At 68.9% G+C, this 17,000-nt stretch carries 15 protein-coding genes and 2 tRNA genes; 8 read left to right on the top strand and 9 right to left on the bottom strand.

Annotated features, from left to right (window positions below; all coding sequences use genetic code 11):
• Positions 1 to 137: 137 nt before the first annotated feature.
• Positions 138 to 208 (bottom strand) — tRNA-Gly (locus DEJ25_RS14630).
• Between the two features lie 53 nt (positions 209 to 261).
• Here DEJ25_RS14630 and DEJ25_RS14635 point away from each other — a divergent pair.
• The 3 genes from DEJ25_RS14635 to tig all read left to right on the top strand — a co-directional run bounded on the left by DEJ25_RS14635 (position 262) and on the right by tig (position 2,109).
• The gene (locus tag DEJ25_RS14635; RefSeq protein ID WP_110904001.1) at positions 262 to 525 is read left to right on the top strand and encodes a hypothetical protein; all 264 of its coding nucleotides are present in this window, start codon (positions 262 to 264) and stop codon (positions 523 to 525) included.
• Positions 526 to 652: 127 nt separating this feature from the next.
• Positions 653 to 729, top strand: a tRNA-Pro gene (locus tag DEJ25_RS14640).
• Positions 730 to 765: 36 nt separating this feature from the next.
• Complete coding sequence (gene tig, locus DEJ25_RS14645) at positions 766 to 2,109, top strand: trigger factor (RefSeq protein ID WP_111045152.1); 1,344 nt, start codon at positions 766 to 768, stop codon at positions 2,107 to 2,109.
• Positions 2,110 to 2,184: 75 nt separating this feature from the next.
• Here the strand turns inward: tig and DEJ25_RS14650 are convergent, their stop codons facing one another.
• Positions 2,185 to 3,036, bottom strand: coding sequence for an IS3 family transposase (locus DEJ25_RS14650; protein WP_220033237.1), 852 nt, complete (start codon positions 3,034 to 3,036; stop codon positions 2,185 to 2,187).
• Positions 3,033 to 3,350 (bottom strand): helix-turn-helix domain-containing protein, encoded by a 318-nt coding sequence (locus tag DEJ25_RS16900; RefSeq protein WP_220033238.1) that lies wholly within the window; start codon positions 3,348 to 3,350, stop codon positions 3,033 to 3,035. Before DEJ25_RS16900 ends, DEJ25_RS14650 begins: the two co-directional genes overlap by 4 nt.
• 354 nt (positions 3,351 to 3,704) lie before the next feature.
• Here DEJ25_RS16900 and DEJ25_RS14660 point away from each other — a divergent pair, with 354 nt between their 5' ends.
• Positions 3,705 to 4,334 (top strand): ATP-dependent Clp protease proteolytic subunit, encoded by a 630-nt coding sequence (locus DEJ25_RS14660; protein WP_110903999.1) that lies wholly within the window; start codon positions 3,705 to 3,707, stop codon positions 4,332 to 4,334.
• Positions 4,335 to 4,360: 26 nt separating this feature from the next.
• On the top strand, positions 4,361 to 5,020 hold the full coding sequence (locus DEJ25_RS14665; RefSeq protein ID WP_110903998.1) for an ATP-dependent Clp protease proteolytic subunit: 660 nt from the start codon (positions 4,361 to 4,363) through the stop codon (positions 5,018 to 5,020).
• A gap of 425 nt (positions 5,021 to 5,445) precedes the next feature.
• On the opposite strand, the gene DEJ25_RS14670 is transcribed toward DEJ25_RS14665, so the two are convergent.
• Positions 5,446 to 6,111 carry a copper resistance CopC family protein gene (locus tag DEJ25_RS14670; RefSeq protein WP_181427463.1) on the bottom strand — a complete coding sequence of 222 codons (666 nt, stop codon included), beginning with the start codon at positions 6,109 to 6,111 and terminating at the stop codon, positions 5,446 to 5,448.
• Between the two features lie 23 nt (positions 6,112 to 6,134).
• Positions 6,135 to 6,887, bottom strand: coding sequence for a YcnI family protein (locus DEJ25_RS14675; RefSeq protein WP_110903997.1), 753 nt, complete (start codon positions 6,885 to 6,887; stop codon positions 6,135 to 6,137).
• A gap of 184 nt (positions 6,888 to 7,071) precedes the next feature.
• On the opposite strand from DEJ25_RS14675, the gene clpX reads away from it, so the two are divergent.
• Complete coding sequence (clpX, locus tag DEJ25_RS14680) at positions 7,072 to 8,352, top strand: ATP-dependent Clp protease ATP-binding subunit ClpX (protein WP_110903996.1); 1,281 nt, start codon at positions 7,072 to 7,074, stop codon at positions 8,350 to 8,352.
• Positions 8,353 to 8,434: 82 nt separating this feature from the next.
• Here the strand turns inward: clpX and DEJ25_RS14685 are convergent, their stop codons facing one another.
• Both DEJ25_RS14685 and DEJ25_RS14690 read right to left on the bottom strand, forming a co-directional pair.
• Positions 8,435 to 10,462, bottom strand: a complete 2,028-nt coding sequence (locus tag DEJ25_RS14685) for a M3 family metallopeptidase (RefSeq protein WP_111045154.1) — start codon at positions 10,460 to 10,462, stop codon at positions 8,435 to 8,437.
• Between the two features lie 52 nt (positions 10,463 to 10,514).
• On the bottom strand, positions 10,515 to 11,096 hold the full coding sequence (locus DEJ25_RS14690) for a TetR/AcrR family transcriptional regulator (RefSeq protein ID WP_111045155.1): 582 nt from the start codon (positions 11,094 to 11,096) through the stop codon (positions 10,515 to 10,517).
• A 133-nt stretch (positions 11,097 to 11,229) separates the two neighbouring features.
• On the opposite strand from DEJ25_RS14690, the gene DEJ25_RS14695 reads away from it, so the two are divergent.
• Positions 11,230 to 12,069 carry an alpha/beta fold hydrolase gene (locus DEJ25_RS14695; RefSeq protein WP_111045156.1) on the top strand — a complete coding sequence of 280 codons (840 nt, stop codon included), beginning with the start codon at positions 11,230 to 11,232 and terminating at the stop codon, positions 12,067 to 12,069.
• A gap of 106 nt (positions 12,070 to 12,175) precedes the next feature.
• On the opposite strand, the gene DEJ25_RS14700 is transcribed toward DEJ25_RS14695, so the two are convergent.
• Together DEJ25_RS14700 and valS are read right to left on the bottom strand one after the other, a co-directional pair.
• Positions 12,176 to 12,427, bottom strand: a complete 252-nt coding sequence (locus DEJ25_RS14700; protein WP_110903992.1) for a hypothetical protein — start codon at positions 12,425 to 12,427, stop codon at positions 12,176 to 12,178.
• Positions 12,428 to 12,532: 105 nt separating this feature from the next.
• On the bottom strand, positions 12,533 to 15,130 hold the full coding sequence (valS, locus tag DEJ25_RS14705) for a valine--tRNA ligase (RefSeq protein WP_258366310.1): 2,598 nt from the start codon (positions 15,128 to 15,130) through the stop codon (positions 12,533 to 12,535).
• Between the two features lie 240 nt (positions 15,131 to 15,370).
• On the opposite strand from valS, the gene proP reads away from it, so the two are divergent.
• On the top strand, positions 15,371 to 16,975 hold the full coding sequence (proP, locus tag DEJ25_RS14710) for a glycine betaine/L-proline transporter ProP (RefSeq protein WP_258366518.1): 1,605 nt from the start codon (positions 15,371 to 15,373) through the stop codon (positions 16,973 to 16,975).
• The last annotated feature ends 25 nt before the right edge of the window (positions 16,976 to 17,000 follow it).

The following is a 17,000-nucleotide window of genomic DNA, read 5'->3' on the forward strand; positions in this document are numbered from 1 at the left end:
AATCGAGGATCGGCGCTGTGCCGGTTCGCGTCTGTGGAGGGGATGACGGGAATCGAGGATCGGCGCTGTGCCGGTTCGCGTCTGTGGAGGGGATGACGGGAATCGAGGATCGGCGCTGTGCCGGTTCGCGTCTGTTGAGGGGATGACGGGAATCGAACCCGCGTAGCCAGTTTGGAAGACTGGGGCTCTACCATTGAGCTACATCCCCGCGCCTGCGCACATGTCGCAGCCCCACCACCATACCGGACGAACGACACCCCCATGATCCTGCCGCCGCCGGACGAGTCGTCGCAGCGCACGATCAGGCGCTCCCGGGTGCTGTCGTACGTGCTGGTGGCCGTCGCCGCGGTGGTGCTCTCGCTCCGCCCGGAGTTGTTCGGCGACCCGCAGACCCAGCCGTGGCACGCACTGCTGCACGTGTGGCGGATCGTCGTCGGGCTGCTCCTCGGGGTGGCCGCTCTGGCCGTCCAGGTCGTCGTCGGGGTGCAGTGGCGCCGGGGTCTGCGGCAGTCCGCGGACGGATGACTTCCCACAACCGGCGGTCCTCCCGGGCGGCGCGCACCTGGAGCCCGCTAGACTCGTCGAGGTCGCTGGGTTGGATTCGTCCTGCCCGCGCGCTGAACGGCGCACGCGACGATCCTGGCCCTCGTACCGGGGCGTAGCTCAGCTTGGTAGAGCGCCCGCTTTGGGAGCGGGAGGTCGCAGGTTCAAATCCTGTCGCCCCGACCAGGTCACATCGAACGTCAACCAACAGGAGAACATCCCTTGGCCACCAGCACCGTCGACAAGGTGAGCGACACCCGCGTCAAGCTCACCGTGAACGTGACGCCGGACGATCTCAAGCCGAGCATCGACCACGCGTACAAGCACATCGCAGAGCAGATCAACATCCCCGGCTTCCGCAAGGGCAAGGTCCCGCCGGCGATCGTCGATCAGCGCGTCGGTCGCGGCGAGGTCCTGAACCACGCCGTCGGCGACGCCATCGACACCTTCTACCGCCAGGCGGTGGACGAGCAGGAGCTGCGCATCCTCGGCCGTGCCGAGGCCGACGTCGCCGAGCTCCCGAACGTGAAGGACTTCTCCGGCGACCTCGTCCTCACCTTCGAGGTCGACGTCCGTCCCGAGTTCGACCTGCCCGACTACGGCTCCTTCGAGCTGACGGTCGACGCGGTCGAGGTCTCCGACGACGAGATCGACGAAGAGCTGCAGAACCTCCGCACGCGCTTCGGCACCCTCGTGACCGTGGACCGTCCGGCCACCTCGGGCGACTTCGCCCAGCTCGACCTGACCGCCACCATCGGTGACGAAGAGGTCGACTCGGCCACCGGCGTCTCCTACGAGATCGGCTCGGGCGACCTGCTCGAGGGCATCGACGAGGCACTCGAGTCCCTCACCGCAGGCGAGTCCACCACCTTCGAGTCGAAGCTCGTCGGTGGCGACCGCGAGGGCGAGACCGCCCAGATCGCCGTCACCGTCACCGCCGTCAAGGAGCGCGAGCTCCCCGAGGCCGACGACGAGTTCGCCCAGATCGCGAGCCAGTTCGACACGCTGGACGAGCTGAAGGCGGACCTCAAGGAGCAGATCGCCAAGTCGAAGACCTTCGGCCAGGGCGCTGCGGCACGCGACAAGCTCGTCGAGCAGCTCCTCGAGTCGGTGGAGATCCCGATCTCCGAGAAGCTCATCGAGGACGAGGTGCACCGTCACCTCGAGCAGGAGAACCGTCTGGAGGACGACGAGCACCGCAAGGAGGTCGCCGAGTCCAGCGAGAAGGCCTTCCGCTCGCAGATCCTCCTCGACTCCATCGCCGAGAAGGAGCAGATCCAGGTCTCGCAGGAAGAGCTCACGCAGTACCTGATCCAGGCCGCCGCGCAGTACGGCATGGAGCCGGCCGAGTTCATCAAGGTCATCGACCAGAACGGCCAGATCCCCGGCATGGTCGGCGAGGTCGCTCGCTCGAAGGCCGTCGCCACGGTGCTGTCGAAGGTCACCGTGAAGGACACCGCCGGCAACCCGGTCGACCTCTCCGCGTTCACCGCGGGTGTCGCCGAGGGTGACGACGTCGAGTCCGACGAGACCGACGACGAGTCCGCCGAGGCCGACGCGAAGTAGTCGGGAGCCATTCCGCAACAGGAGGCGCGGTGCCAGCTGTGAACTGGTCCCTGTTTGTTGGACTGTGAATTCAGGTTATGCCGCGAGGGCATGGGCTCGGTATTGGACCGGGCTCATGCCCTCGAGGCGTTCCTGGATGCGGGTGGTGTTCCACCAGGCGATGTAGTCCGTGATCGCGGTATCCAGCTCGCTTGTGTCAGCGAAGCGGGCGGGGTGGAACATCTCGGCTTTGAGGTGACCGAAGAAGTTCTCGATGATCGCGTTGTCGTGACAGTTGCCCTTCCGCGACATCGACTGGAGGGCACCAGCGGTGGTCAGGATGCCTCGCCAGGACCGGTGCTGGTAGTGGACGCCCTGGTCGGAGTGCACCATCGGTGTCGCACCCGGCGCGGCCGTGAGGGCGTCCCGGAGGGACCCGTTGGTCAGTTCCAGTGTCGGGCTCGTCCCCGTCCGGTGCGCGATGATCCGCCGGTCGAACAGGTCCAGCACCGCGGAGAGGTAGAGCTTGCCGGTTCCGATGCGGAACTCGGTGACGTCGGTGACCCACTTCTGCTCTGGCGCGGTCGCGGTGAAGTTCCGGTCAAGCAGGTTCGGTGCGATCCGGCCGACCTCGCCGCCGTAGGACGAGTACCGCTTCCGGCGCCGCACCACGCAGACCAGCCGTTCCTGCCGCATCAAGGCCAGCACCGTCTTCTTCGCCACTCGGCGCCCGTCGCGACGCAACTGAGCGTGGATCCGGCGGTGCCCGTATCGGCCCTTGGCATGCACGAACACGGCGCGGACGGCCGCAGCGGTGTCGACATGCCGGTCCCGACGGTCCAGGCGGGCCTGGTGGTAAAAGAACGTCGACCGGGCAAGCCCGGCAATCCGCAGGAGATCGTCCAGGCGATGAGCGGCCTTGCAAGCGGCGACGGCAGCGGTTCTCACCCGCGCCGTTGCTGGGCTTGCAAGGCCCGCAATTTTCCCAGGTACGCGTTCTCCGCCCGCAGGAGTTCGTTCTCCCGTCGCAGCCGTTCCACCTCGGACAGCTCATCCTCGGGGACCGCTCTCGGCCGGCCCACGCGGCGCGGTCGCAGCGCGTCTTCACCGTCCTTGCGGGCGAGGTTCACCCACTTGCGCAGTAGCAACGTCGACGAGAGGCCACCCTCGGCGGCCAACGTGTCGGCGTTCTCACCGGCGAGGAACCGGCGCACGAGATCGCGTTTGACCTCGAACGAGTACGAGCGTCTGGGTTCGTCCACGAGCACCTCCACGCCATGCAGCCACCACCGTCGATGCAACCGTTTCACCGGAGTGCGAGCAACTCCCAACCGACGCGCGGTCGCCCAATCAGCCAGTCCCTGCTCGAACCAGCCCACCGCAGCAGTGCGCTGCGCACCAGTCAACGATGACGCGTTACCACCCAACAGAACCATCCCCGGATCTCGAACCAACTAAGCAGTCCAAGATCCGGGGACCAGTTCACTGGCACCGCGCCTCCTGTGCGTCCGCGGTCGGTTTGCGGTCGACCGCATTGCCGACAGCGAACAGGCGCGACCGCGTGCGTTGCAACCGATAAGTTCGACAACAAGCGACAACTGAACGGGAGCTTTTCCATGGCCGAAGCAACACTGAACCCCAGTGTTTTTGACCGCCTTCTGAGAGACCGGATCGTGTGGCTCGGCTCCGAGGTCCGCGACGACAACTCGAACGAGATCGCAGCCAAGCTGCTGCTGCTCGCCGCCGAGGACCCTGAGAAGGACATCTACCTCTACATCAACTCGCCCGGTGGCTCGATCACCGCCGGCATGGCGATCTACGACACGATGCAGTTCGTGCCGAACGACATCGTCACGGTGGGCATCGGCCTCGCCGCCTCGATGGGGCAGTTCCTGCTCTCGTCCGGCACGCCCGGCAAGCGCTACATCACGCCGAACGCACGCGTGCTCCTGCACCAGCCGTCCGGTGGGTTCGGTGGCACCGCTGCCGACATCCAGACGCAGGCGAAGGTCATCCTCGACATGAAGCAGCGGATGGCCGAGCTCACGGCGGAGCAGACCGGCAAGTCCATCGAGCAGATCCTCAAGGACAACGACCGCGACAACTGGTTCTCGGCGCAGGAAGCCCTGGAGTACGGCTTCGTCGACCACCTCCGCGCCTCGTCCGCCGAGGTCGTCGGTGGTGGCGGAACCGTCAACGACGGCGAGACGCAGACCCCTGCGGCCGAGCCCGACGCCCAGTCCTGATCCCCACCGAAGAAAAGGAAACGAGAATGCATCTCCCCATGCTCGGTGGCGCGCAGAACGTCCCGGCCCCCTCTGATCGGTACATCCTCCCGAGCTTCGAGGAGCGCACGGCCTACGGCTACAAGCGGCAGGACCCGTACGCGAAGCTCTTCGAGGACCGCATCGTGTTCCTCGGTGTCCAGGTCGACGACGCGTCGGCCGACGACGTCATGGCCCAGCTGCTCGTGCTCGAGTCGATGGACCCCGACCGCGACATCGTCATGTACATCAACTCGCCCGGTGGCTCGTTCACCGCGATGACGGCGATCTACGACACCATGCAGTACATCCGTCCGCAGATCCAGACGGTCTGCCTCGGTCAGGCGGCCTCGGCCGCGTCGGTGCTCCTGGCTGGCGGTACGCCGGGCAAGCGCCTGGCGCTCCCGAACGCCCGTGTGCTCATCCACCAGCCCGCCGTCCAGCAGGGTGGCGGTCAGGCGTCCGACATCGAGATCCAGGCGGCGGAGATCCTCCGCATGCGGACCTGGCTCGAAGAGACGCTGTCGAAGCACTCGAACAAGACGCCGGCCGAGATCAACCACGACATCGAGCGCGACAAGATCATGTCGGCGCAGGAAGCCGTGGAGTACGGCCTGATCGACCAGGTCCTCACCAGCCGCAAGAACGTCCCCGCGCTCGTCAAGTAGCACCCGGACACACGACGGCCCCGCACCTCATCGGTGCGGGGCCGTCGTCGTTCCCGGGGACCGGCCGTCGTCCCCGGGGTGAGCGGATCTGCCGCGGCGACGCCCCGTTCACCTTCGCCGGGCGGTCACGTGTCGTCGGTACGGCGGGCCGAGAACGACCTCTTGTGACCACTCGATGACGGGGCGCGGGAGTGTCAGACGAGCCTTCGAGGCGTCGGCGGCGGACGGGAGGCTCGTCGCGCCTCCGCATGTCCGCAGCCGTCCGCCCGCTGGTCACGACTCACCGCACGCGTTTCGCCGAGTGGTCACGAACGGTCGCTCTGGCGAGACCAGTCCGACGATTCGTGACCGCTCGGGTACCCGAGTTCGGGCACGGCGAGCGGGGGTGTGGCGACCGCTCGGGACGAAGCCAGTCGGCCGGCTTGTCAGTCCTCGTCGGCGTCGTCAGCGGCGGGAGCCGGGCGACGACGGACGAGCAGCAGGACGGCGACGATCGCGGCCACGACGACGAGTCCGCCCGCGCCGATCCACAGGGCGTCGGACGCCGCGGACGCCGGTTCGCCGGACTCGGTGCCCGTCGTGCTCGCCGCGGCGGTCGAGCCGTTGCCGCCTTTCGCGCAGGTCGGCGGCTTCGTGGTGCCGGTGGCCGGGGTGAAGCCCGCTGGCGCCTTCCACGTGAAGTCGTACGAGTCCGAGACGGTGTGCCCGTCGGCCGAGATGATCTGCCACTCGGCCTGGTAATCGCCGGACGCGCCGAGGGCCGCCGTGGTGGACATCGTGGGGCCGGTGACGTCGACGCACCCGTCCTCGAAGTACTTCCCGTCCGGACCGACGATCCGGAACGCGAACCCGGAGTCCGTGTCGCCGATGTCCAGCAGTCGGTCGTTCGTGGTGATCGCGAACGTCTTCGGCAACGCGGTCAGCGTGCTGTTCGCCGCCGGGGTCGCCGACACGACGTAGTTGTGCGCGCTGGCCGGTGCCGCGAGGCCGAAGACCGCACCACCCACGAGCGTGAGGGCGGCGAGCGTCCCGGCACCGAGCCTCCCGGTCCGGATCCGGCGGCGCACCGCCGGACGTGCGCCCGGCTGCACGCCAGGCTGCTCGGCGCCCGTCGTCACTTGCTGCTGCCGCGGCGGCGCGTGGCGGCCACCGAGACGACCAGTGCGACGGCACCCAGGAGCAGGCCGCCGAGGCCGAGGAAACGGCCGACCAGGTCCGGGTCCGCCGGGGCTGAGGACGACGAGCCGGAGGCCGTGGTCGCGGTCGACGTGTCGGACTCGGTCGACTCCGTGGTGCCGTGCTCGTCGTCGCCCGATGCGGCGGCGGTCAGGGTGATCGTGGGTGCGGGGTGCTCCGGCTCGGCCTGACCGGCCTTCGTCGCCTGGTCCCACTCGGTGGAACCCTGCTCGCAGGTCTGCGTGACCGGCATCGACACGGTGTCTCCAGCCTTGCCGCCGGGCAGCGCGAAGGAGAGCGAGAAGGTGTCGCGCTCGTCGGCGGGCAGCGGGGTCTTCGCGGTGTAGGTGACGCTGGTGACGCGCTCCGCGGCCGCTTCCGCCGCGTCCTCGTCGGATCCGGCCGCGGAACTCGGGGCCGTGTACGGCTCGGTCGCCTTCGTGATCGTCCAGTTCGGGTTCACGGTCGGCGTGACCTCGATCACGGACTCGGGGACGTGGAACTGCAGCTTCGTGGTGGGGGAGCCGTCGCAGCCGTGCGGCACGGAGAACGTGACGGTGGTGTACGAGTTGACGGCGGTCGACGACGCTTCGGCCTCGACGTGGGCGCTGGCCGAGGCCGCGGTGCCGAGGACGATGGCGGCGGCGACGCCGAGGGTCACGACACCGCCGGTGACGAGGCGCTTCTGCATGGTTCCTCCAGGAGCCGTTCTCTACAACTTGTAGAGCAACGCCGCTCACGCTACCAGGCCGACCACGCCCTGGGCGAACGAGGCCGGAGGTCCCCGACTGTGTCACCGGGAGCGGTTAGGCTCGGTCCACGACGACCTCGTGGACCGCACTGGCGGTGCACGTCGACCAGGGAAGGCCGAGAGCATGGCACGCATCGGAGAGAGCGCCGACCTCCTGAAGTGCTCCTTCTGTGGGAAGAGCCAGAAGCAGGTACAGCAGCTGATCGCCGGACCCGGCGTCTACATCTGCGACGAATGCGTCGAGCTCTGCAACGAGATCATCGAAGAGCGCCTCGCCGAAGCGGGTGAGGACACCGGCAGCGGTGAGTTCGACCTGCCGAAGCCGCGCGAGATCTTCGACTTCCTGCAGGAGTACGTCATCGGGCAGGACCCGGCGAAGCGCGCACTCGCGGTCGCCGTCTACAACCACTACAAGCGGATCCGGGCACAGGGGCAGATCACCGCCGCCGAGGACCGCGACGACGTCGAGATCGCGAAGTCGAACATCCTGCTCATCGGCCCGACCGGCTGCGGCAAGACGTACCTGGCGCAGACCCTCGCGAAGCGGCTCAACGTGCCGTTCGCCGTCGCGGACGCCACCGCCCTGACCGAGGCCGGCTACGTCGGCGAGGACGTCGAGAACATCCTCCTCAAGCTGATCCAGGCGGCCGACTACGACGTCAAGCGTGCCGAGACCGGCATCATCTACATCGACGAGGTCGACAAGATCGCGCGGAAGGCCGAGAACCCCTCGATCACGCGCGACGTCTCGGGCGAAGGCGTGCAGCAGGCGCTGCTCAAGATCCTCGAGGGCACGGTCGCCTCGGTCCCACCGCAGGGGGGTCGGAAGCACCCGCACCAGGAGTTCATCCAGATCGACACGACGAACGTCCTGTTCATCGTCGCCGGTGCGTTCGCCGGGCTGGAAGAGATCGTCTCCTCGCGCGTCGGCAAGCACGGCATCGGCTTCGGTGCCCAGCTGCACAGCCCGACCGACCACCAGGACCTGTACTCGGAGGTCCTGCCGGAAGACCTGCACAAGTTCGGCCTGATCCCGGAGTTCATCGGTCGTCTGCCCGTGGTCACCACGGTGTCGAAGCTCGACCAGGCTGCGCTCATGCAGATCCTCACCGAGCCGAAGAACGCCCTGGTCCGTCAGTACCAGCGGATGTTCCAGATCGACGGCGTCGAGCTCGAGTTCGACCACGCTGCACTCGAGGCGATCGCCGACCTGGCCGTCCTGCGCCAGACCGGTGCCCGTGGCCTCCGCGCGATCATGGAAGAGGTCCTCGGGCCGATCATGTTCGACGTCCCCTCGGACGACGACGTCGCCCGCGTCGTCGTCACCCGGGCCTCGGTGCTCGAGAACGCGGCGCCGACGATCGTGCCGCGTTCGGCGCCGAAGCGCGTCGAGAAGTCGGCGTAGCCCAACGCACCCCGGACACAGGAGCGCGCCCCGTCCTCGACGGGGCGCGCTCCTGTGTCGCGTGGCGACCGCCCCGCCCGCGCTACTCCAGCCCGCGGCGACGCAGCAGCGGGCCGACCTCGGCGTCGCGGCCGCGGAACTCGCGGTAGGCCTCGAGGGGGTCCTTCGCGCCGCCGACGCCGAGCAGCAGCCGTGCGAAGCGTTCGCCGGCCTCGCGGGACAGCCCGCCGTGCTCGCGGAACCACTCCACGGTGTCGGCGTCGAGCACCTCGCTCCAGATGTACCCGTAGTAGCCGGCGTCGTACCCGCCGGAGAACGTGTGCGCGAAGTACGTCGACGAGTAGCGGGGCGGGACGGCCGGGGCGTCGATGCCGGCGGCGACCAGGGCCTCCCGCTCGAACGCCTCGACGTCCGTGACCGCAGCGGCGTCGGCGGCGCTCAACCGGTGCCACGCCTGGTCGAGCAGCGCGGCGGCCAGGTACTCGGTCGTGCCGAAGCCCTCGTTGAACCCTTCCGAGTCGCTGAGGCCCAGGACGAGCTCGGGCGGCATCGGCGCACCGGTCTCGTGGTGCTTGGCGTAGTTCGCCAGGACCGACGGCCACGTGACCCACATCTCGTTCACCTGCGACGGGAACTCGACGAAGTCGCGCTCGACGTTCGTGCCGGAGAACCGGGGGTACGTCGTGCGGGCGATCAGCCCGTGCAGGGCGTGGCCGAACTCGTGGAACAGGGTCTCGACCTCGTCCTGCGTCAGCAGCGTCGGCGAGCCGACCGCGGGCTTCGACACGTTGAGGTTGTTCACGACGACGGGCAGCGTGCCGAGCAGGTGCGACTGCTCCACGACGGGGTTCATCCACGCACCACCGCGCTTGCCGTCGCGCGTGTACAGATCGAGCAGGTACAGCCCGACGGGGGCGTCCTGCTCGTCGACCACCTCGAAGACGCGGACCTCGTCGTTGTAGCCGTGCAGGTCGGGACGCTCGGTGAAGCGCAGGCCGTACAGGGCTCCTGCGGCATGGAAGACGCCGTCGACCAGGACCCGGTCGGCCTCCAGGTACGGACGGAGAGCACTGCTGTCGGCGGCGAACTGGGCGCCCCGCAGCACCTCCGTGGCGTACGCCCAGTCCCACGACTCGACGTCGAAGCCGACGGTGCGGGAACGAGCCTCGCGCTCGTCGCGTGCGTTCGCGACGGCGGCGGTGACGAGCGAGGACAGGAGGCCCGCCACGGCTTCCGGGGTACGGGCCGTCTCGTCCGCGGTGACGACCGACGCGTGGTCGCGGAAGCCGAGCAGCTCGGCCCGTTCGGCTCGGAGGCGGACGATGCGGAGCAGGACCGCCCGGTTGTCGAACGCGTTGCCGCGGCGGCCGCGGGAGAGCGACGCCTCCATGATCCGCTGGCGGAGGCCGCGGTCGGTGAGGGTCGCGAGCCACGGGTGCCCGGTGTACAGCGGCAGGGTGACGAGCCACCCCTCGAGACCACGGTCGGCGGCGGCTGCCGCGGCGGCGGACTTCGCACCGTCGTCGAGGCCGGCGAGTTCGGCTTCGTCGGTGACGTGCACCGCGGCGTCGTTGGTGTCCTCGAGCAGGTTGCGTTCGAACGTCGTCGTCAGCGACGACAGCTCCTGGTTGACCGCGGTCAGGCGCTCCTTGCCGGCGTCGTCGAGCCCTGCACCGGCCAGGGTCATCTCGGTCAGCGTGCGTTCGGCCAGGCGGCGGTCCTCGTCGGAACGACCGGGGGTGGCGTCGAGCGTGTCGTGCACGGCGCGGACCCGGGCGAACAGGCGGCCGTCCAGGACGATCGCGTCCCGGTGAGCGGCGAGGAGCGGGGAGAGCTCGGCCTCGAGGTCGCGGAGCTCGTCGGTGGAGTCGGCCGAGGTGACGGTGGAGAAGACCATCTCGACACGCTGCAGCAGCTGTCCGGCACGCTCGAGCGCGACGAGGGTGTTCTCGAACGTCGGCGGTTCGGGGTCGGTGGCGATCGCCTCGACCGCTGCGCGGTGTTCGGCCATGCCCGCGTCGAAGGCCGGCCGGTAGTGCTCGGTCCGGACGTCGTCGAACGGGGGGAGGGCGTAGGGGAGGGTGCTCGGTCCATCGAACGGAGTGGCCATCGCCCCAACCTAGCGACGTGAGCGCCGCGCCGGGCGCGCGAGCCCCTCGGTCCTAGTGCGTCGCTGCGTCGATGAGCACCGCGGCTGCTCGGCGTGCGTGCACTGCCGCCTCGGTCGTCCCCGCGATCGCCGCGGTGGTCTGCGCTCCCTCGGCGAGCAGGGCCAGCTGCGACGCGAGTTCCTCCGCTCGGTCGGCGTCGGGGACGGCCCGCGCGGTGATCTCGGCCACGAACCGCTGGAACGAGTCCTTGTGGTCGCGGGCGATCTCGGCGATCGCGGGGGAGGTCGCGCCGAGCTCCCCGAAGGCGTTGATGAATCCGCACCCGCGGAACGTCTCGTCCCCGAACCAGGACTCGAGGAAGTCGTACACGGCCAGCAACTGCGCGCGCGGACCGTCGGCGGCGTCGACCGCGGCCCGGATGCCCTGCTCCCAGAACTCGTGGCGGCCGGCGAGCACGGCGGCGATGAGCTGCTCCTTGCCGGGGAACGCGGCGTAGAGCTTCTTCAGCGAGACACCGGCGGTCGAGCGGATCTCGTCCATGCCGACCGCCTGGATCCCGCGCGTGTAGAAGAGCGCGTCCGCCGTCTCGACGATCCGTGCTGCCGTCTCGGCTTCGACCGTGCTCGTCGCCATGTGCGTGCTCCGTCCGCTCAGTGTCCACCGGCATCGGAGTTGCGCCGGGAACGATCGTTCTCTAGTGTAGGCGAAACCACCGGAGAACGCCCGTTCTCCACGGGGCTCAGTGCACTTCACCAGGAGGAACACCATGGGATCCATCACCGTCGGTACCGAGAACAGCGTCGACATCGCACTGCACTACGAGGACAAGGGCCAGGGGCAGCCGATCGTGCTGATCCACGGGTTCCCGCTGGACGGCAACTCGTGGGAGGGCCAGGTCCCACCGCTGCTCGATGCCGGCTACCGGGTCATCACGTACGACCGTCGCGGGTTCGGGCAGTCCTCGCAGCCCTCGACCGGCTACGACTACGACACCTTCGCCGACGACCTGCACACCGTCCTCGAGACCCTCGACCTGCAGGACGTGATCCTCGTCGGCTTCTCGATGGGCACCGGCGAGATCGCCCGCTACATCGCCCGTCACGGTGAGGACCGGATCGCCAGGGTCGCGTTCCTCGCCTCGCTCGAGCCCTTCCTCGCCATCACCGACGACAACCCCGACGGTGCCGCGCCGATGTCCTTCTTCGAGGGTGTCGCCGCCGACGTGCAGCAGGACCGCTACGCGTACTTCACGAACTTCTACCAGGACTTCTTCAACCTGTCGGAGAACCTCGGCACCCGCATCTCCGAGGAGCAGGTCCGCAACGCCTGGAACATCGCGGCCGGCTCCGGCTCGGTCGCGTCCGCGGCCGCACCGCTGACCTGGCCGACGGACTTCCGGAAGGACATCCCGGAGGTCACCGTTCCCGCGCTGATCGTGCACGGCACGGCAGACAACATCCTGCCGATCGATGCCACCGGCCGGCGCTTCACCAAGGCCCTGCCGGCTGCGAAGTACGTCGAGATCGAGGGCGCGCCCCACGGCCTCCTCACCACGCACACCGCCGAGGTCAACGCGGTGCTGCTCTCCTGGCTCGCCGAGTCCTGATCCCTCGGCGATCCCGGACGGGCGTCGGCGCCTGACCCGAGACCGAGCCGGCCTGCACCACGGTGGTCCCGTGCTGCAGGCCGGCTCTCGTCAGCATGTGAGGCGCTCAGTCCTCGGACCCCGCGTCGTCCGGGTCGGTCACCTGCGCGTGCCCGAGCGGGTCCAGGTGGATCGACGTCCCGTCGTCCAGCTCGACCATCGGCTTGCCCTCCAGGAACGTCAGCGTCCAGCGCCACGTCGAGGCGTCGACCGAGCCGGCGGCCAGTTCGTCCTCGACTCCGCGCACGGCGACGACCATCGTCTCGGGCAGTCGCGCGGGTGGTTCCGCGCCGACGTTCCATCTCGTACCCAACTGCATGCGAGCCTCCAGTCCGTGTCGGGGGAGGGCGCCGCAACGACGGACGCCCCGCCCGTGTCTCCACGGTAACGGGGCGTCCGGTGTCCGGTGTCCGGTCCGGGTCGACTAGGCCGAGGGCTGCTCCGCCAGCTCGATCTCGACGACGGCGAACTCGTCGCCATCGACGAACGACAGGTCCTGGATCCGGCCGACGGCCGCCAGGTCCACGGCAGCCCGCTCGACGAGTTCACGGACGGCGGCGGGCGCCTGCACGACGGCCCGGGTGACCGGCGTCTTCTGGGACGCCTTCGCCGCGGTCTTCGCACCACGGATGCCGATCAGTGCCTGACCGACGGCGGCCAGCAGCCCGGTCTCGGCCTGGTCGACCGGCAGGTCGGCACGGACCGGCCAGGAGGCCCGGTGCACGCTGGTGTCGTGGGTCCAGGCCCACACTTCCTCCGTCGCGTACGGCAGGAACGGCGCCAGCAGGCGGAGCAGCACGTCGATCGCGCCGCGGAGCGCGAGGACCGCGCTCGCCTGCGTCTCGTGGACCGAGTCGGGGGCGGTGCCGTAGGCACGCTCCTTGACGAGCTCGAGGTAGTCGTCGCAGAAGGTCCAGAAGAACCGCTCGGTGATCTCGAGCGCCCGGGCGTGGTCGTAGGCGTCGAACGCGGCCGTGGCCTGGTCGACGACGGTACCGAGCGCGGCGAGCATGTCGACGTCGAGCGCCTCGGTGACCCGGTGGGCCCCGGTGGGCAGTTCGAAGCCGTAGACGAACTTCGCCGCGTTGAGGACCTTGATCGCCAGTCGTCGACCGACCTTGATCTGCTTCGGGTTCTGCGGGTCGAACGCCGCGTCGGTGCCGAGCTTCGACGAGGCCGCCCAGTAGCGGACCGCGTCGGCACCGTGTGCCTCGAGGACGGACAGCGGTGTGACGACGTTGCCCTTCGACTTCGACATCTTCTTGCGGTCGGGGTCCACGATGAAGCCCGAGATCGACGCGTTCTTCCACGGCACCACGTCTGCCTCGAGCTGGCTGCGGAGGACGGTCGTGAACAGCCAGGTCCGGATGATGTCCTGCGCCTGCGGGCGGACGTCGTACGGGTACACCAGGTCGTAGAGCGCCGGGTCGGTCTCCCACTTGCCGGCGAGCTGCGGGGTGAGGGACGAGGTCGCCCAGGTGTCCATCACGTCGAGTTCACCCTGGAAGCCACCGGCGACACCGCGCTGTGACTCGTCGTACCCGGGGGCCGGGTCGGACGACGGGTCGACGGGCAGCTGCGCCTCGGTCGGGACGATCGGCTGGTCGAAGACCGGGTTGCCGTCGGCGTCGAGCGGGTACCAGACCGGGATCGGCACGCCGAAGAAGCGCTGGCGGGAGATCAGCCAGTCGCCGGACAGGCCGCCGACCCAGTTCTCGTACCGGACCTTCATGAAGTCGGGGTGGAACGCGATCTGGTCACCGCGCTCGAGCAGCGTCTTCTTGAGCTGCTCGTCGCGGGCACCGTTCACGATGTACCACTGGCGGGTGGAGACGATCTCGAGCGGCTTGTCGCCCTTCTCGAAGAACTTCACCGGGTGGTTGATCGTCTTCACGTCGCCGACCAGCTCGCCGGACTCGGTGAGGGCGTCCACGACGACCTTCTTGGCGGAGAACACCGTCTTGCCGGCCATCTCGGCGTAGAGCGCACGGCCTTCCGCGGACTCGATCCAGTCCGGCTCGTCGGAGCGGATGCGACCGTCGAAGCCGATGACCGAGCGGTTCGGCAGCTGCAGTTCGCGCCACCAGACGACGTCGGTGGTGTCACCAAACGTGCAGATCATCGCGATGCCCGCGCCCTTGTCCTTCTGCGCGAGGTGGTGTGCGAGCACCGGGACCTCGACGTCGAACAGCGGGGAGCGGACCGTCGTGCCGAAGAGGTCCTGGAACCGCTCGTCGTCCGGGTGCGCGACGAGGGCGACGCACGCCGGCAGCAGTTCGGGGCGGGTGGTCTGGATGACGACGTCGCCGCTGCCGTCGCTCTTGTGGAAGGCCAGACCGTGGTACGCGCCGGGCATCTCCTTGTCCTCGAGCTCGGCCTGCGCGACCGCGGTCCGGAACGTGACGTCCCAGAGCGTCGGGGCGTCGGCCTGGTAGGCCTCGCCGCGCTCGAGGTTGCGGAGGAAGGCACGCTGCGCGCTGGCCCGGGAGGTCGCGTCGATCGTGCGGTACGACTGCGTCCAGTCGACGGAGAGGCCGAGGGTCCGGAAGAGCTCCTCGAACTGCTGTTCGTCCTGCACGGTCAGCTCGTCGCACAGCTCGATGAAGTTGCGGCGCGAGATCGGCAGCTGGTCGGCGGCCTTGCTCGACTTGCCGTCACCGCCGGCGAACGGCGGGGTGAAGTCGGGGTCGTAGGGGAGCGACGGGTCGCAGCGGACGCCGTAGTAGTTCTGCACGCGACGCTCGGTGGGGAGACCGTTGTCGTCCCAGCCCATCGGGTAGAAGACGTGCTTGCCGCGCATCCGTTCGAACCGGGCCTTGAGGTCGGTGTGCGTGTACGAGAACACGTGACCGATGTGCAGCGAGCCGGAGGCGGTCGGCGGCGGGGTGTCGATCGAGTAGACGGCGGACCGGTCACCCGCGGCGTCGCGGTCGAACCGGTAGGTGCCGTCCTGCTCCCACTGCGGCCCCCAGACCTGCTCGAGTCCGTCCACCGATGGCTTGTCGGGCATGGGCTTGGTCATGGCTGCGCCTTCCGTTCGTATGTGCGGCACCGAGTCCGTGATGAGGTGCCTGAGTGTCCCCGCGTGGTGCGGGTGCGATCCTCAGCGTACCGGTGGACCCGCGCTGGACAGCCCACCTGCTAGGCTTCCGGGGTTTGTCCGGCGAGCGCGGTTCGCAGGACGCCAGTGTCGCTGTCTCGCCGGAAGCCCGGCCGTCCCGCCGGGAGCCCGAAGGACGCCACAGCACACCGGAGGAACACCTTGCCAGCCAACGACACACCGAAGCAGCAGCAGGCGGACCGCCCGCTGCGGACGAAGGGCGCCGTGCGGACGAAGGGGGCCGTGAAGCGTGCCCGACGGAAGCTGACCGAGGACGACGTCACCGTCGTCGAGGAGTCGATGCTCAAGCGTGCCGTCGCCGCCGCGGCCCTCGGCAACGCGATGGAGTGGTTCGACTTCGGCATCTTCGCCTACCTCACGGTCACGATCTCGCAGGTCTTCCTGCCGGAGGGTGACCCGGCGTCGAACGTCGTCGCGACCTTCGGCTTCTTCGCGGCCGCGTTCATCGTCCGACCGATCGGCGGCGCCGTCTTCGGTCCCATCGGCGACAAGATCGGCCGTCAGAAGGTCCTCGCGCTGACGATGATCCTGATGGCCGCCGGCACGCTGATGATCGGCCTGATCCCGTCGTACGACACGATCGGCGTCTGGGCCCCGATCCTGCTGCTCGTCGCCCGCTTCGTGCAGGGCTTCTCGACCGGTGGTGAGTACGGCGGCGCCGCGACGTTCATCGCCGAGTACTCGCCGGACAAGCGGCGCGGGTTCATGGGCTCGTGGCTCGAGTTCGGCACGCTCGCCGGGTACGTGCTGGGCGCCTCGATCGTCACCGGCCTGCAGTTCGGCCTGTCCGAGGACGCCCTGCTCAGCTGGGGTTGGCGCATCCCGTTCATCATCGCCGGGCCGCTCGGCCTGATCGGCCTGTACCTGCGGCTGAAGCTCGAGGAGACCCCGGCGTTCCAGAAGCAGCAGGAGCAGGCCGCTGAGCGCGAGTCGCAGAAGACGCCGTTCCTCAAGCTCTTCGCTGAGAACTGGCGTGCCCTCGTCATCTGCATCGGGCTGGTCCTGGTCTTCAACGTGACCGACTACATGCTGCTGTCGTACATGCCGACCTACCTGGAGCAGAACCTCGGCCAGAACGCCACGTTCGGGCTCATCCTGATCGTCGTCGTGATGCTGCTCATGATGGTCGTCATCACGTTCGGCGGTCGGCTGTCGGACCGCTTCGGTCGTCGTCCGGTGCTCGCCGCCGGCTGCATCGGCTTCTTCCTCCTGTCCTGGCCGACGCTGGGACTCGTCCAGACCGGCACCGGCGTCGGGGTCTTCTCCGGCCTGCTCATCCTCGGCGTGGTCCTGGTGACCTTCACGTCGACGATGCCGTCCACCCTGCCGGCGCTGTTCCCGACGATCATCCGCTACGGCGCCTTGGCCATCGCGTTCAACGTGTCGGTGTCGCTCTTCGGCGGGACCACCCCGCTCGCCACCGCCGCACTCATCAACTGGGCGAAGGACGGCGGCTACGGCTGGGCTGAGGACATCCCCGCCTTCTACCTCATGCTGGCGGCCGTCATCGGGCTCGTCGCGGTGTACTTCACCAAGGAGACCGCCGCCACGCCGCTCATGGGCTCCGGCCCCACTGTCGGGTCTGAAGACGAGGTCGCCGGCGTCATCGACGACTACAACGACCCGACCTCGGAACTCGCGCGGTCCGACTGGGCGAAGGAGTTCTCGACGAGCCAGATCCCGGTCGTGACCGCGGACGGTCTGGTCGGCGAGGGCGCGCAGGACACGGCACCCGCGGGATCCTGACCCGCACCACCCGGTCCGGAGGCCC

It is taken from the genome of Curtobacterium sp. MCPF17_011 (assembly GCF_003234145.1).
Taxonomy (GTDB): Bacteria; Actinomycetota; Actinomycetes; order Actinomycetales; family Microbacteriaceae; genus Curtobacterium.

Excerpts from the sequence above, each read along its gene's own strand:
- DEJ25_RS14660 (WP_110903999.1), top strand. The coding sequence starts at position 3,705 with ATGGCCGAAGCAACACTGAACCCCAGTGTTTTTGACCGCCTTCTGAGA.
- valS (WP_258366310.1), bottom strand. The coding sequence starts at position 15,130 with ATGACCAAGCCCATGCCCGACAAGCCATCGGTGGACGGACTCGAGCAG.
- DEJ25_RS14675 (WP_110903997.1), bottom strand. The coding sequence starts at position 6,887 with ATGCAGAAGCGCCTCGTCACCGGCGGTGTCGTGACCCTCGGCGTCGCC.
- DEJ25_RS14635 (WP_110904001.1), top strand. The coding sequence starts at position 262 with ATGATCCTGCCGCCGCCGGACGAGTCGTCGCAGCGCACGATCAGGCGC.
- DEJ25_RS14700 (WP_110903992.1), bottom strand. The coding sequence starts at position 12,427 with ATGCAGTTGGGTACGAGATGGAACGTCGGCGCGGAACCACCCGCGCGA.
- DEJ25_RS14685 (WP_111045154.1), bottom strand. The coding sequence starts at position 10,462 with ATGGCCACTCCGTTCGATGGACCGAGCACCCTCCCCTACGCCCTCCCC.
- DEJ25_RS14665 (WP_110903998.1), top strand. The coding sequence starts at position 4,361 with ATGCATCTCCCCATGCTCGGTGGCGCGCAGAACGTCCCGGCCCCCTCT.
- DEJ25_RS14690 (WP_111045155.1), bottom strand. The coding sequence starts at position 11,096 with ATGGCGACGAGCACGGTCGAAGCCGAGACGGCAGCACGGATCGTCGAG.
- clpX (WP_110903996.1), top strand. The coding sequence starts at position 7,072 with ATGGCACGCATCGGAGAGAGCGCCGACCTCCTGAAGTGCTCCTTCTGT.
- DEJ25_RS14695 (WP_111045156.1), top strand. The coding sequence starts at position 11,230 with ATGGGATCCATCACCGTCGGTACCGAGAACAGCGTCGACATCGCACTG.